The following is a 12,905-nucleotide window of genomic DNA, read 5'->3' as shown; positions in this document are numbered from 1 at the left end:
GGCAGAGCACCCGGACCGGCCCCGGCCCACCCGCCGACCGCCCTCGCGGCCCCGGCGCCCCCGATACCGGCGACTCCACCTCCCCCAGCGGCTCCGCCTCGGACCGGCGACGCCCCGGTCCGCACCCGCCGCCAAGTCCTGGCCGCCGTTGCCGCCCTGGGCACCGCGGGCATCGGCTTCACAACCTGGAAGCTCATCGGCGACAACGAGTCTTCGAGCAAGGGCCCGTCCGGCAGGGGCTCCGGCGAAAAGGGCGCTTCCCACCCCAAGGCCAAGAGCGGCACCCAACTCTGGTCTATCCCGGACTTCTTGACTATGAGCGGCGCGACGGCCGCCGACGGCACCGTCTACATAGCCGGGGGGGGGGGGGGGGGGGGGGGCGCCCCCCCCCCCCCCCCCCCCCCCCCCCCCCCCCCCCCCGAAGCGCCGCCCTCCACGCCTTCGACGCCGCCGACGGCAAGCCGCGCTGGACCTTCCCCATCGATGCCCAGCTCCAGCGCCCGGAGGTCGCCGATGGCACCGTCTACCTGACCTCTTCTCACGACAGGCTGTACGCGCTCGACGCCGACGACGGGAGGCCGCGCTGGTCCTTCACCGCCGCCGACGCACCTGCGACGACTCCGGCGGTCGCCGACGGCACGGTCTACGTCTGCGGTGGCAAGGGCAGGCTGTTCGCCATCGACGCCACCGACGGCAAGCAACGCTGGGTCTACCGCTTCCCCTTGAAGGACATCTCGAAGCCTCCGGCCACTCCCGTGGTCGTCGAGGGTATCGCCTACGTCGGAGACAGCGAGGGCACGCTGCACGCCGTCGACGCCGCCACCGGGCGGAAACGCTGGACCCACCGCTCCACCAGCGACTCCCGGGTGTTCTCGCCCCCCGCGGTCGCCGACGGCACCGCCTATTACTCCAGCATCAACGGCAGGCTGTACGCCGTCGACACAACCAGTGGGGAGCGGCGCTGGTCCTTCCGCGTGTCGAAGTACCTGCCCTCCGGGCCCGTCGTCGCCGACGGCACGGTCTACCTGCACGACTTCAACGAGACCCTGCACGCCCTCGACGCCGCCGAGGGGAAGCCGCGTTGGAGCTTCCCCCTGGGCCGCACCGTGTTCTTCGACCCGGCCGTCAGCGACGGCACGGTCTGCATCGCCACCAGGAGAACCAAGAAGAACAAGCAGAGCAAGGAGTACAAGGAGAGCACGCTGTACGCCGTGGACGCCCGCACCGGCCGCGAGCGCTGGTCCTTCGACGCCGTCCTCGAGAGCGAGATCAAGACGCCTCTGGCCATCGCCGAAGGCACCGTCTACTTCGGCGTCACCGACGACCTCCAGGGTGCAACCTTCATGCTCTACGCGATGGCCCTCTGAGCCCGGCCCCGGCTGTCCGCTCACCCACGTCGTGCCTCAAGGGCACGATGGTGCGCGCTGGCCGGTCGACCGAACGGGCCGCGCCGCAGCGGGTGGCCACCATCGGCTTCGCGTTGCGCCCGGCGGAGTGGGGCAAGGGCTGAGGACCGAGACCGTCCGTTTGCTGTGCGCGCTGGGCTTCGGCACGCTCGGCCTCCATGGCATCTGGGCCGCCGGGTGCAGCGCTCAACGAGGCATCCGCGCGGACCCTTCTGTGTGCGGGCATGACCGAGGACGGCCGGATCCGTGACCACGTTTTCGTCCACGGACCGTGGCGCGACTCGATCGCCTACTCGATCCTGGAACACGAGGGACGCCGATCGACGGCGTGGACGCCGGTCCGGCGACGGAGGCGGTGCAGGACGCTTGGGTCGGTCTGGACAACAACGAAGGCCCAGGTCTCTGACCTGGGCCTTCGTCGGTGCCTCGCCGGAGCAGCTCTACTCTGAGGAACCTTGAGTCTTTTCCAAGCTGGCGGTGCTGACCGCGAGTTGGACATGCCTGCGCAACGACGAAGCTCCTGGTAGGGGTGGCGCCTCCTGCGGAAGCTCCGCTGCAGCACCAACCGAATCACCAACGTCGTGAAAGCCGTCCTCGTCCTTCACCTCGCATCAACGTGAGGTTGGAGAACGCTCACAGCAGTAAGGCCACCACTAAGGCGGTCTACCGGAAACAGCTTCGGCCCGTGATCACGAAAGGCGCCGAAGCGATGGACGACATCTTCGCCGAAGACCAGGAAGAGGAGAGCGCTGGGGACCAGGAAGAGGGCGACGGGGTGGCCTGATCAAATTCGTTTGGCCCCCCGGACGTGACAGAGGGCACATACCAAAAATGGTATGTGCCCTCTGACCAGCGTCGGGGTGGCGGGATTTGAACCCACGACCTCTTCGTCCCGAACCTCTGACCAGCGTCGGGGTGGCGGGATTTGAACCCACGACCTCTTCGTCCCGAATGAGGTACCAGCGTCGGGGTGGCGGGATTTGAACCCACGACCTCTTCGTCCCGAATGAGGTTCGGTTGCTGATCTTTCCTGCGTGGATGGCGTTTGCGCAGGTCAGGGGCGTGGGTCCGATGGGTCTCGGGTGGCGTGGAAGGGGTTGGGGGAGCGGATTGGCTCCCAAATGGCTCCCAAGCGAGGCCGGGTAGTGAGCGCACCGGATCCCTATCCATGGACGAGCCGCAGGCCCGGACGTGGCGACTCCGAGATCTGGCCCCCTCCTCGAACGCTGACGGGTACGAGGCCGAAGACGTAGTCGTTGAGGTCCTCGGGGCGGATTCCCATCTGATCGGCGACCTCGGCGGGGCTCATGCCTCGGTGTCCCGCAGAGCGTCGAAGACCTTGGCCAGGAGCTGGCTGCTCTCCTGCGCCATGAGTGTATGAGGCTCGCCGCTGCGGTAGCCCGAACTCTGGCCAACGGCATGCGACGTGGCCGCGTAGCCATCCAGGCCGCCCTCACCACGACCTTCACGTCTGGAGCCGTCGAAGGCAACGTCACGAGGATCAAGTTGCTGAAGAGACAGATGTACGGCCGCGCCAACTTCGACCTGCTCCGACGCCGCATCCTGCTCTCATCATGATCAGACTGCCACTACCCCCAAATTAGCGACAGAGCCCGGAAACTGAGCCAGAACCCCCTAGAGATGCATGAAGCCAGCTCCTCAAGCACGTGGTGGACCCTGGCATCTGGCAGGGGTGCACGGGGGAATCGGCCTGGCGGCCCTCTGTTTGAGCTGGGTTCGTGTCCGTACGCTGGCCCTCGTCCGGGGCGGGACCGCCCGGAGCGCGAGGGAAGCGGGCGGGGGCAGTGGCGCAGGAGTGGGAGCCGGGGCGGGTCGTCGGAGGCCGTTACGAGCTGGCTGAGCGGCTGGGAGCGGGCGGGTTCGGGCAGGTGTGGCGGGCCCGGGACGAGGTGCTGCGGATAGACGTGGCGGTGAAGTTCGTACGGATACCTCCCTCCGTCTCGGATGAGGAACAACAGCAACGACTGAGCCGTGCCGAGCGTGAGGCCCGGAACGCGGCCAGGCTGCGCGACCACCCGAACGTCGTGGCGGTCCACGACGTCCTCGTGGACGATGGCGTGCCGTGCATCGTCATGCAGCTCGTGGAGGGGGTGTCGCTGCAGCAGCGGCTCGATGCGGACGGGCCGTTGAACGCCGCGGCCACGGCGGTCGTCGGCTCGGCGCTGCTCGGTGCACTCGGCTCAGCGCACGCCGCCGGGATCCAGCACCGCGACGTCAAGCCCGGAAACGTCATGCTCACGCGGGACGACCGCGTCCTGCTGACCGACTTTGGCATCGCCGTCCATCACCAGGACACGGCGCTGACGCAGGCAGGCATGATCATCGGATCCGTCGAGTACGTGGCACCGGAGCGCGCCCGGGGCGAGAGCGGGGGGCCGGCCGCCGATCTCTTCTCTCTCGGAGTGACGCTTTATCAGGCAGTGGAAGGTGTCTCGCCGTTCCGCCGGGACACGGCGAGCGGGACGCTCAGCGCGGTGCTCTTCGACGATCCGCCCGCGCCGCGCCGCGCGGGCGGACCGCTCACCGAGGTGTTCGCCCGGCTGCTCGTCAAGGACCCCGGGCGCCGGGCGACAGTCGAAGAGGCCGCGGTGTTGCTGCGTGCCATCGCCGCAGGGGATTCCGGCCACGTACCGGTCCTGACGCAGCCCCGGTCGCCGGGCTCGGACAGCGGAGAGATCCCGGACCGGCGCCGCCGTCGGGCCGTCGGGGCGCTGGCTGTGGCGGAGCGGGCTGCACGGGCGGTGGAGGGCGAGGACCACATACTGTTCCTGGCGCGGGTGGCCGGGGTGTGGGCCTGCCTCGACGGGGCACGGGCGTTACGGCTCACGAACGAGATCGAGCGGATCCTGCGGGCGCTCGACCCCGGCTCTGACGATCGTGAGGACGAGTTGGACGACGAAACCGCGGCCGCCCTGGTAATCGGATATGCCGAACTTGCAGGAGCGTTGAGCGCGCTCGCACCCGGCCGGTCCCGTGAGCTGCTGGGCCACGCAGAGGAACATCTGCGCGCGATCGGTGAGGACAGGGAGGCGCTTCTCCTGTTTCTCGCTCGTGCCGCCCTCGCCGTGGACCCGCCGCGCGGGCGGCAGTTCGCGGACGAGCTGGAAGGCATCTTCCGCGCGGAGTGCGACGACGAGGGGTACGCCGAGGCGCTCGAGTTCATCGCCGCGGAATGGGTCGAAGTGGACCCGGGCCGGGCCGGTGAACTGAGGGCCGAGGCGCGGGCTCGCCGACTGGTGGCCGAAGGCACGGAGTCGGGACCTGAGCGGCCCGACAGATCGGAGGAGGACGACGTCCGGGCCTGGCTCGACGGCCGTGTGCCGGGAGGCGTCCCGGCCCCGGACTCCGCGAACCGGGGCGGTGCGCAGGATCGGGATCGTGGCCCGGGTCAGGGCGGCGTACTCGCGCCGCCAGGTCCGGTGGCGACGGCTCGGGCCGACGAAGCCGAGCGGGCTGCCCGAGCGTTGCCGCGGGGGCGAGGGCGCACGGTTGCTTTGCTGCAGGCCGCGCAGGAAGCCGTGGGGAACGACCCGGAACGGGGCGAGCGGCTGTTCGCCGAGGCCCAAGACGAGGCGGAGGGCATCACGTTCGTGTGGCGCCGGGAGAGCGCCCGCCGGCAGATCCGGGACAGGCGGATCGACGTGGCGAGGACATGGGCGGTGACCTATCCCGAACGGGCGGTGACTCAGGTGGAGTTGGCGATCGGGGCTCTTGGCGAGGACTTCGTGGCCGCCATCGAGGCGCGGGGCGGCAGCCTTCAGGACGGCACCGTGTTGTGCGGCATCGCCGAGACGCTGGCGGGAGCCGCCGCCGGTCTGGCCGGCGATCCCGGCCGGGCGCTCGACGTTCTGGCCCGGAGCGTTTCCCTGGCCCGACGGATGGCGAGCAAGATGTGGATCCGTCCAGCGCTGAGGACGGCGGGCCAGACGCTCGTGCAGGTGCTGCGAGGCACGGAAACGTGGTCGGGGCGGGAGGAAGAGCTGCTGGGCATAGCCGAGCAGGTGCTCGACGATCTGTGCGACGCGTGGAGCCGGTCGGGAGCCCCGCAGAACGGCGTCGCGGTCCACCAGGAGGCCGCGGAGGTCGTGCTCGCGACCACGTGCCGCCTGCTGGTCAGTGAAGCCCCTGCCTTCGCCGTGCATGCGGCGTCCGCGCGGCGGCTCGTCGCGGGCCTGTCCGCGAAGTGGGGCGAAGGCGAACAACGGGATGCGGCCGCGTCAGCCCGGTCCCGGCTCCTGCGTCTGCTGATCACCTTCGTCGGTCAGCTGCTGCCCCGCGATCCCGGGCACGGCCTTGCCGCCGCCGAACTGGCGCGGCAGCTCACCGAAGGCGGGGACCCCGACCGGAACAGGGAGGCATCCCTGATGAAGCTGCTGATCGCGGAGGGCGAGTGGCACCGCGCCGTCGGGGACGAGGCCACGGCTCGGCTCCTGTTCGACGGCGCCGACCGCTGGGCCGTGCTCCTGGGCGACTCCGATCACCTGGTGACCCTGGTCGAGGCACGGGCCGCCACTGACCCCGGCGCTGCCGAGACGCTCGCCCGTGAGATTGATGGTGACCCTGGGTTCAGGGCCAGGGCATGGCTCGCCGTCGCCCGGGGCTGGGTCCATGTGGAGTAGCGCCGCGATGTCACACGATCGAGTAGAGCGGTCCCGGCTCGGAGCCTGGGCAGGGTCGAAGGAACGATCTGATCGTGATCCCGGACCGCCCCGGGGTCGTGTTCTTCGATCACGGTCGCACTCGCGTATGCGCTCATCGCCACCGCTCTGAACGGGACGCCGCTGCGCGGCGGCGACACGGCTTCCGGACGGACTCGGGAGGCGCTCGCGCGAGCCTGGGCGGTGGGGCCCCGGCACGTCGTGGTGACGGGGGCGCTGACCGTGAGGCCACGTTTCCGGCCGAAGCATCCGTTGCTGGCGAGGTCGTCGCAAGGCGGCCGGGTGGGGAGCTGCACCCCGAAGTCGGCTCCCAAATGGGCCCCCAACGCAAATCAGGCCCGGTACTGATCTCTCAGTACCGGGCCTGACCTGGTGTTTCTCTGTCGGGGTGGCGGGATTTGAACCCACGACCTCTTCGTCCCGAACGAAGCGCGCTGCCAAGCTGCGCTACACCCCGATGTCTCCTGCGCGGCTGACCGCGTCGTGGCGACATCGATTACTTTAGCGGACCGGCGCCCGGAGGCGAAATCCGGTTTTTCGCGGGGGTGTGGGGCGGGCGTGATCATGGCCCCGTGGTGCGAGGGAGGGGCCGGCGCTCGCGGGACCGTAGTCCCGCGAGGGCGCGCCCGGGCGGCGTCAGGCGTCTCGTGCCGTCAGCGTCAGCAGGGTCGCCTCCGGGGGGCAGGCGAAGCGCACCGGGGTGTAGCGGTTGGTGCCGCAGCCGGCCGAGACGTGGAGGTAGGAGGCGTGGCCGCCCGCTTCGTGCGCGGAGAGGCCCTTCACCCGCTTGGTGTCCAGGTCGCAGTTGGTGACCAGTGCCCCGTAGAAGGGGATGCAGAGCTGTCCGCCATGGGTGTGCCCGGCGAGGATCAGGCGGTAGCCGTCCGCCGTGAACGAGTCCAGGGTGCGCAGATACGGGGCGTGCACGATGCCCAGCGAGAAGTCGGCGGCCGGGTCCGGACCGCCCGCCACGCGCGCGTAGCGGTCCCGCTTGATGTGCGGGTCGTCCAGGCCGGTGAGGCCGATCTCGTAGCCGTCGATCTTCAGGGCGCCGCGGGTGTTGGTCAGGTTCAGCCAGCCCGCCGCGTCGAAGCCGTCGCGCAGTTCCTCCCACGGGTTGTGGACGACGCCGACGGCGGGTGCGTTGCCGTTGAGGCCGTGTCGGCCCTGGGCCTTCTCCAGGAGGTAGCGGGCGGGGTTGCGCAGCTTGGGGCCGTAGTAGTCGTTCGAGCCGAAGACGTACGCGCCGGGGAACTGGAGCAGCGGGCCCAGCGCGTCCAGGACCTCTGGTACTCCCTCGGGGTCGGAGAGGTTGTCGCCGGTGTTGACGACGAAGTCGGGGCGCAGTCCGGCCAGCGCCTGCAGCCAGCGCTGCTTCTTGCGCTGCCCGGACACCATGTGGATGTCGGAGACCTGAAGGACGCGTAGAGGGCGCATTCCTGGTGGCAGTACGGGCACGGTGACCCGGCGGAGCCGGAAGGAACGGGCCTCGATCCCCATCGCGTAGCCGAGCCCGGCCGCCATCGCCGCCGAGATTCCCAGGGGTACTCCGTATCGCGCGCGCATACGCCCATCGTTGCAGACCGGCTAGCGGGAAGAAATCGGCGGGCGGTTCGGCTGGTGCACCTGCGACACTGAGCGCATGACCACGCTCAAGGCCCAGCTCAAGGAAGACCTCACCGCGGCGATCAGGGAGCGCGACGAACTGCGTTCCTCGACGCTTCGGCTGACGCTCGCCGCGATCACCAAGGAGGAGGTCGCGGGTACGTCGGCGCGCGAGCTCTCCGATGACGAAGTGCTCAAGGTGATCACCAAGGAGGCCAAGAAGCGTCGCGAGGCCGCGGAGGCCTTCGCTGGTGGCGGGCGCGCCGAGCAGGCCGAGCGGGAGAAGGCCGAGGGCGAGATCCTCGCCGTGTACCTGCCCAAGCAGCTGTCCGACGCCGAGCTGGACGCGATCGTCGCGCAGGCTGTCGAGGAGGCGAAGGCGGCCGGCGCGGAGGGGCCGCGCGCCATGGGCCAGGTCATGAAGATCGTGAACCCGAAGGTCGCGGGCCAGGCCGAGGGCGGCCGGGTCGCCGCCGCGGTGAAGAAGCTCCTCGCGGGCTGAGCTCGCTCCGTCCGTTCTACGGTCAGCTGCCTGTACGACGTGCAGGCAGCTGACCTGCAGAGCCAGTTGTGCGTAGCGGTCAGCAACACATAGCAGCCAGCTGCACGTGGCGGCCAGCTGTACGTGGCGGCCAGCTGTACGTGACTGAGGGCGCCCCCTCCACAGACAGGGGGCGCCCTCAGTCACGTATCAGCCGGCGCAGGCCTCACCGGCGCCGTCGGGCCAGCGCCGCGCGCCTCACCGCACCGTCGGCCAGCCGCCGCCGTCCCCGGGACCGCCGCCGATGATGTCCCGCCAGTCGCCGTCGCCGCCGCCGTCGCCGCCACCGTTACCGCCAATGCCGCCGTTGCCGCCTCCGTTACCGCCGCCTGGCTGCTGCGGCTTCCCGTCGTCGGTCCCGCCGTTGTCGCCGCTATCGCCGTTGTCGCCGTCGTCGCCGTCCCCTGCGCCGCTCTCGTCCTCGTCCTTGTCCTTGTCCTTCTCGGGGTCCGGGATGTGGATCGTCGGCAGGCCCGGCGCAGGCTTGCCGGACAGTGCCCCGCTCATCGCCTGCTTCCAGATCGGGCCCGGCACCCCGCCACCGAAGACCTTGGCGTGGTAGCGGCCGCCGATCGTGATGTCGATCATCTTCCGCTGGTGGTCCGGGTCGCCGACCCAGACCGCGCCCGACATGTTCGGCGTGTAGCCCACGAACCAGGCCGCGTAACGGAAGTCGGTGGTACCGGTCTTGCCCGCGTTCGGACGGTCGGCGCCGAGACCGGCCTGCTGGCCCGTACCCGCCTCGACCACACCCTTGAGCAGGGTGTTGATCGTGTCGGCCGTCTTCGGGGACATGGCGCGCGAGCACTTGGACTTGGGGACGTCCATCGTCTTGCCGCCCGGTGCGGTGACCGCCTCGATGGCCACCGGGGTGCAGTACGTGCCACGGGCGGCGAACGTCGCGTACGCCGATGCCATGGTCAGTGGCGACATCTCGTTGGAGCCCAGCGTCATGGACGGCACCTGCGCGATCGGGTTGCCGTCGGCGCGCTTGGCGCCCATCTTCCTGGCCATCTTGGTCACCGGGCAGATGCCGACATCGCTCAGCAGCTCGACGAAGTAGGTGTTGACCGACAGCTTGGTCGCTTCCTTGAGGCTGTACGGCCCGACCTCCTCCGACGTCTCGTTCTCGACCCGCGCGCCCCCGGTGTTGACCCAGTTGCCCTTACACGTCGACACCGGGCTCGGGTACTCCATGTCGTACGGCGACCCGTACGTCTTCGTCGGCGACATGCCCTGCTCAAGGGCGGCCGCCGCGATGATCGGCTTGAAGGTCGAGCCCGGCTGGTAACCCGCGCCGCCACCCATCGCCTCGTCCACCGAGAGGTTGATCTCGGTCTCGTTCTTGCCATAGCCGTACGGTCGTGACTGGCCCATGCCGAGGATCTTGCCGGTGCCCGGCTCGACGAGGGTGACCGCGGTCGCGACCTCGTCGCCCTTGTTCACGTTGTTCTTTATGGCCTGCTGGACGGCGGCCTGGGACTGTGCGTCGAGCGTCGTCTTGATGCGCAGCCCGCCCTGGTTCCAGATCTTCTGCCGGTCTTCCCTGGTCTTGCCGAAGACCGGGTCGTTGAGGAAGACCCTCTTGACGTAGTTGCAGAAGAACGTGGCGCCCTTCACGGCGGTGATACAGCCGTTCTGGGGCTTGCTGACCTTCAGGCCGAGGTCCTTCTTCTTCGCCTCGGTCGCTTCCTTCTGTGTGATGTCGCCCGTCTCGACCATGCGCTGCAGGACGATGTTGCGGCGCTTGGTCGCCTCCCGCGCGTCGTTGACCGGGTCGTACCGGCTGGGCGACTGGACGAGACCGGCCAGCAGCGCGGCCTCCTCCAGCTTGAGGTCCTTGGCGGGCTTGGAGAAGTACCGCTGGGCCGCGGCCTCGACGCCGTAGGCCTGCTGTCCGAAGAACGTGATGTTCAGGTAGTTCTCGAGGATGCCCTTCTTGCCCAGCATCTCCTCGATCTGGATCGCGTACTTGAGCTCGCGGATCTTGCGGCCGATGGTCTGCTGGGTGGCTTCGAGGACCTTCTCCTGGTCGTCGCCCGCCTCCTCCACGAAGACGTTCTTCACGTACTGCTGGGTCAGCGTCGACGCGCCCTGCGCCACTCCACCGGACTGCGCGTTCTCGTTGAGGGCGCGCAGGATGCCCTTGAGGTCGATCGCGCCGTGCTCGTAGAAGCGTGAGTCCTCGATCGCGACGATCGCCTTCTGCATGTACGGCGAGATGTCCTTGAGGTCCACCAGCGTGCGGTCACGCGAGAACACGGTGGCGATCGGGTCGCCCTTGGAGTCCAGGATGGTGGTCCGCTGACTCAGCGGTGGCCGCTCGAGATTGGCCGGAATCTCATCGAATCCCTCGACCGATCCCTTGGCCGCCAGACCGAGCGCACCCGCAGCGGGCAGTGCGATACCGGCCAGCACGGCACCCGAGAGGACGCTGACACCGAGGAACTTGGCGATCTGCTGACCGGTGGACAGCCCTCCGCCCGAGCGCTTCTTTCCCATGAGGGCAGCCTACGTTCTCAATCGCCGGACAGGCGTATATGCCTTGGCCTAAGCTGCACTCAACTGTCACAGCGGGGCGGTTTCGTATCAAGTCTCCGTCGTCCCCGAATCCGACGGACCTCTGTCCGATTCCGCCTCATGCGCCGACTTGTGCCCGTTGTGACCCAACTGAAGTGTCCCGTTTCGTCGGGCTTGTTACGCATGTCTGCAGCTCACTCCGTCGGGTGATCTGCCGCTTACGCATAGTCCGTTCGGGCCATTCAAGATTGGGCCCCAAGGGGGTGTTGCGCTGTCGCGACCTTCCGTAACGTCCTCAACTGGCGGCGGTGAATATGCCGCTGCCGCCGTGGGGGAGCCTCGATTCGGGAGAGGACGGCGCCGGCATGGGCTGGGTAGCTGACTGGAGTGCGCAGGCGGCCTGTCGCACTACCGATCCGGATGAACTGTTCGTACAAGGAGCAGCGCAGAACAGGGCCAAGGCGGTGTGCACCGGATGCCCGGTGCGGACCGAGTGCCTGGCCGACGCGCTGGACAATCGCGTCGAGTTCGGCGTGTGGGGCGGTATGACCGAGCGGGAGCGGCGCGCACTGTTGCGCAGGCGCCCCACGGTCACCTCCTGGCGCCGACTGCTGGAGACCGCGCGTATCGAGTACGAACGCAGCGCGGGAATCCTGCCCGTGGATGTCGATGAGATCAACGAGATCGACGAGCAGGAGCACTACGAGAGCTACGCCGCGGTGGGCTGACCCACCGCGGAGACTTCAGGTAACTCCGGCCGGGCGACTACCGGCCGCGAGTCGGTCACCGATGTCCCGTAGCCCTGCGAGGTCGTGTACATCGCCGGGCAGGGCGGCTACTTCGGTCACCGCCACCTCGGGGTGGAGCGCGGTGAAGCGGTCACGGGTGCGCTGCTCGCGCGCCAGCAGTTGCATACGTTCGGCGTGCAACCGCAGCAGACCAGTGGCCAGTTGCTGGGTTTGGGCGTCAATGGTGTGAGCGTCAATGTGGTGGGCGTCAGCGGTGTCGGCGCTGTCCATAGCGTCAGTGCTGTCCGTACCGTCATTGCTGTTCGCGGCATCCGGGGCGCCTGCGGCATCGTCCGTGGTGTCGGCAGGGTCGGCGGAGTCAGAGGAACCGGGAGATTCGCTGGACGTTTCGGGGGAGTTACGCACTCCTACCTTCCCGGCCTCCTGATCCACAATGCGGCGTTCGTCAAGATTTTCCGCAGCGGCGAGCGCCCGTTCGGCGGACAGCTGAGCGGCGCCGCTGCCGTGCACCCGGTTCAGTACGAGCCCGGCGAGCGGCATCTTCTCGGCGGCCAGCCGTTCCACGAAGTACGCCGCCTCCCGCAACGCGTCCCGCTCCGGGGCCGCCACCACGAGAAACGCCGTCCCCGGCGCCTGCAGCAACTTGTACGTGGCGTCCGCGCGGGTGCGGAAACCGCCGAACATGGTGTCCATGGCAGCCACGAAGGTCTGTACGTCGCGCAGGAACTGACCGCCCAGCAACTTGCCCAGGGTCCCGGTCATCATCGACATTCCGACATTGAGGAACTTCATCCCGGCCCGGCCGCCGACCTTCGCCGGAGCCATCAGCACGCGGATGAACTTGCCGTCCAGGAACGACCCGAGGTTCTTGGGCGCGTCCAGGAAGTCGAGCGCGGAGCGCGACGGCGGAGTGTCGACCACGATCAGGTCCCACTCCTCGCGGGCCCGCAGCTGCCCCAGCTTCTCCATCGCCATGTACTCCTGCGTGCCCGCGAACCCGGCCGACAGGGACTGGTAGAAGGGGTTCTCCAGGATCGCGCGGGCTCGCTCGGCGTCCGCGTGCGCCTCGACGATCTCGTCGAAGGTGCGCTTCATGTCCAGCATCATGGCGTGCAGTTCGCCGACGCCATCCACGCCCTTCACCCGCCGCGGCGTGTTGTCCAGCGAGTCGATCCCCATCGACTGCGCCAGCCTGCGCGCCGGGTCGATGGTGAGGACGACGACCTTGCGGCCCCGCTCCGCCGCGCGCAGCCCGAGCGCCGCGGCGGTCGTGGTCTTGCCGACGCCGCCGGCGCCGCAGCACACCACGATGCGGGTCTCCGGGTCGTCGAGCAGCGGGTCGACATCCAGCGGAACGGCCGGTGTCAGGCTCATGGGCGGACCCCCTCCTTCGCGTAGTCCTTCA

General features: G+C 69.0%; 9 protein-coding genes, 1 tRNA gene and 2 pseudogenes. 7 read left to right on the top strand and 5 right to left on the bottom strand.

Going from position 1 to position 12,905, the window contains the following annotated elements:
* Window positions 1-185 precede the first annotated feature (185 nt).
* The 3 genes and pseudogenes from U9R90_RS15400 to U9R90_RS15390 all read left to right on the top strand — a co-directional run.
* Window positions 186-680 (top strand): annotated as a pseudogene (locus tag U9R90_RS15400) (PQQ-binding-like beta-propeller repeat protein); the annotation flags it as partial.
* 42 nt (window positions 681-722) lie between these two features.
* Entirely contained in the window at window positions 723-1,367 is a 645-nt protein-coding gene (locus tag U9R90_RS15395; protein ID WP_411057753.1) for a PQQ-binding-like beta-propeller repeat protein, read from the top strand.
* A gap of 569 nt (window positions 1,368-1,936) precedes the next feature.
* Window positions 1,937-2,026: pseudogene (locus U9R90_RS15390) on the top strand (IS5/IS1182 family transposase); the annotation flags it as partial.
* Window positions 2,027-2,568: 542 nt separating this feature from the next.
* Here the strand turns inward: U9R90_RS15390 and U9R90_RS15385 are convergent.
* Window positions 2,569-2,715: a hypothetical protein gene (locus U9R90_RS15385; RefSeq protein WP_411057002.1), complete on the bottom strand. Its 147-nt coding sequence runs from the start codon at window positions 2,713-2,715 to the stop codon at window positions 2,569-2,571.
* A gap of 68 nt (window positions 2,716-2,783) precedes the next feature.
* On the opposite strand from U9R90_RS15385, the gene U9R90_RS15380 reads away from it, so the two are divergent.
* Together U9R90_RS15380 and U9R90_RS15375 are read left to right on the top strand one after the other, a co-directional pair.
* Window positions 2,784-2,984: a transposase gene (locus U9R90_RS15380; RefSeq protein ID WP_411057001.1), complete on the top strand. Its 201-nt coding sequence runs from the start codon at window positions 2,784-2,786 to the stop codon at window positions 2,982-2,984.
* A gap of 227 nt (window positions 2,985-3,211) precedes the next feature.
* Window positions 3,212-6,046, top strand: a complete 2,835-nt coding sequence (locus U9R90_RS15375) for a protein kinase domain-containing protein (RefSeq protein WP_411057000.1) — start codon at window positions 3,212-3,214, stop codon at window positions 6,044-6,046.
* A 422-nt stretch (window positions 6,047-6,468) separates the two neighbouring features.
* Here U9R90_RS15375 and U9R90_RS15370 read toward each other — a convergent pair.
* Both U9R90_RS15370 and U9R90_RS15365 read right to left on the bottom strand, forming a co-directional pair.
* Window positions 6,469-6,542: transfer RNA gene (locus tag U9R90_RS15370), tRNA-Pro, on the bottom strand.
* Window positions 6,543-6,721: 179 nt separating this feature from the next.
* The gene (locus tag U9R90_RS15365; RefSeq protein WP_411056999.1) at window positions 6,722-7,651 is read right to left on the bottom strand and encodes a metallophosphoesterase; all 930 of its coding nucleotides are present in this window, start codon (window positions 7,649-7,651) and stop codon (window positions 6,722-6,724) included.
* 76 nt (window positions 7,652-7,727) lie between these two features.
* Here U9R90_RS15365 and U9R90_RS15360 point away from each other — a divergent pair, with 76 nt between their 5' ends.
* A complete protein-coding gene (locus U9R90_RS15360) occupies window positions 7,728-8,192 on the top strand; it encodes a GatB/YqeY domain-containing protein (RefSeq protein WP_411056998.1) in 465 nt (154 codons plus the stop codon).
* A 237-nt stretch (window positions 8,193-8,429) separates the two neighbouring features.
* Here the strand turns inward: U9R90_RS15360 and U9R90_RS15355 are convergent, their stop codons facing one another.
* Entirely contained in the window at window positions 8,430-10,733 is a 2,304-nt protein-coding gene (locus tag U9R90_RS15355; RefSeq protein ID WP_411056997.1) for a transglycosylase domain-containing protein, read from the bottom strand.
* A 383-nt stretch (window positions 10,734-11,116) separates the two neighbouring features.
* Here U9R90_RS15355 and U9R90_RS15350 point away from each other — a divergent pair, with 383 nt between their 5' ends.
* Window positions 11,117-11,479, top strand: a complete 363-nt coding sequence (locus U9R90_RS15350) for a WhiB family transcriptional regulator (protein WP_411056996.1) — start codon at window positions 11,117-11,119, stop codon at window positions 11,477-11,479.
* A 15-nt stretch (window positions 11,480-11,494) separates the two neighbouring features.
* Here the strand turns inward: U9R90_RS15350 and U9R90_RS15345 are convergent, their stop codons facing one another.
* On the bottom strand, window positions 11,495-12,874 hold the full coding sequence (locus tag U9R90_RS15345) for an ArsA family ATPase (protein WP_411056995.1): 1,380 nt from the start codon (window positions 12,872-12,874) through the stop codon (window positions 11,495-11,497).
* Between the last annotated feature and the right edge of the window lie 31 nt (window positions 12,875-12,905).

The organism is Streptomyces sp. E11-3 (assembly GCF_046540415.1).
GTDB lineage: Bacteria > Actinomycetota > Actinomycetes > Streptomycetales > Streptomycetaceae > Streptomyces.
The sequence above is the reverse complement of the archived record's forward strand: the minus strand, read 5'-3'. Positions and strand labels throughout refer to the sequence as shown.

Coding starts and splice junctions, on each gene's coding strand:
- U9R90_RS15345 (WP_411056995.1), bottom strand. CDS start 12,874: ATGAGCCTGACACCGGCCGTTCCGCTGGATGTCGACCCGCTGCTCGAC.
- U9R90_RS15385 (WP_411057002.1), bottom strand. CDS start 2,715: ATGAGCCCCGCCGAGGTCGCCGATCAGATGGGAATCCGCCCCGAGGAC.
- U9R90_RS15360 (WP_411056998.1), top strand. CDS start 7,728: ATGACCACGCTCAAGGCCCAGCTCAAGGAAGACCTCACCGCGGCGATC.
- U9R90_RS15355 (WP_411056997.1), bottom strand. CDS start 10,733: ATGGGAAAGAAGCGCTCGGGCGGAGGGCTGTCCACCGGTCAGCAGATC.
- U9R90_RS15380 (WP_411057001.1), top strand. CDS start 2,784: ATGAGGCTCGCCGCTGCGGTAGCCCGAACTCTGGCCAACGGCATGCGA.
- U9R90_RS15350 (WP_411056996.1), top strand. CDS start 11,117: ATGGGCTGGGTAGCTGACTGGAGTGCGCAGGCGGCCTGTCGCACTACC.
- U9R90_RS15365 (WP_411056999.1), bottom strand. CDS start 7,651: ATGCGCGCGCGATACGGAGTACCCCTGGGAATCTCGGCGGCGATGGCG.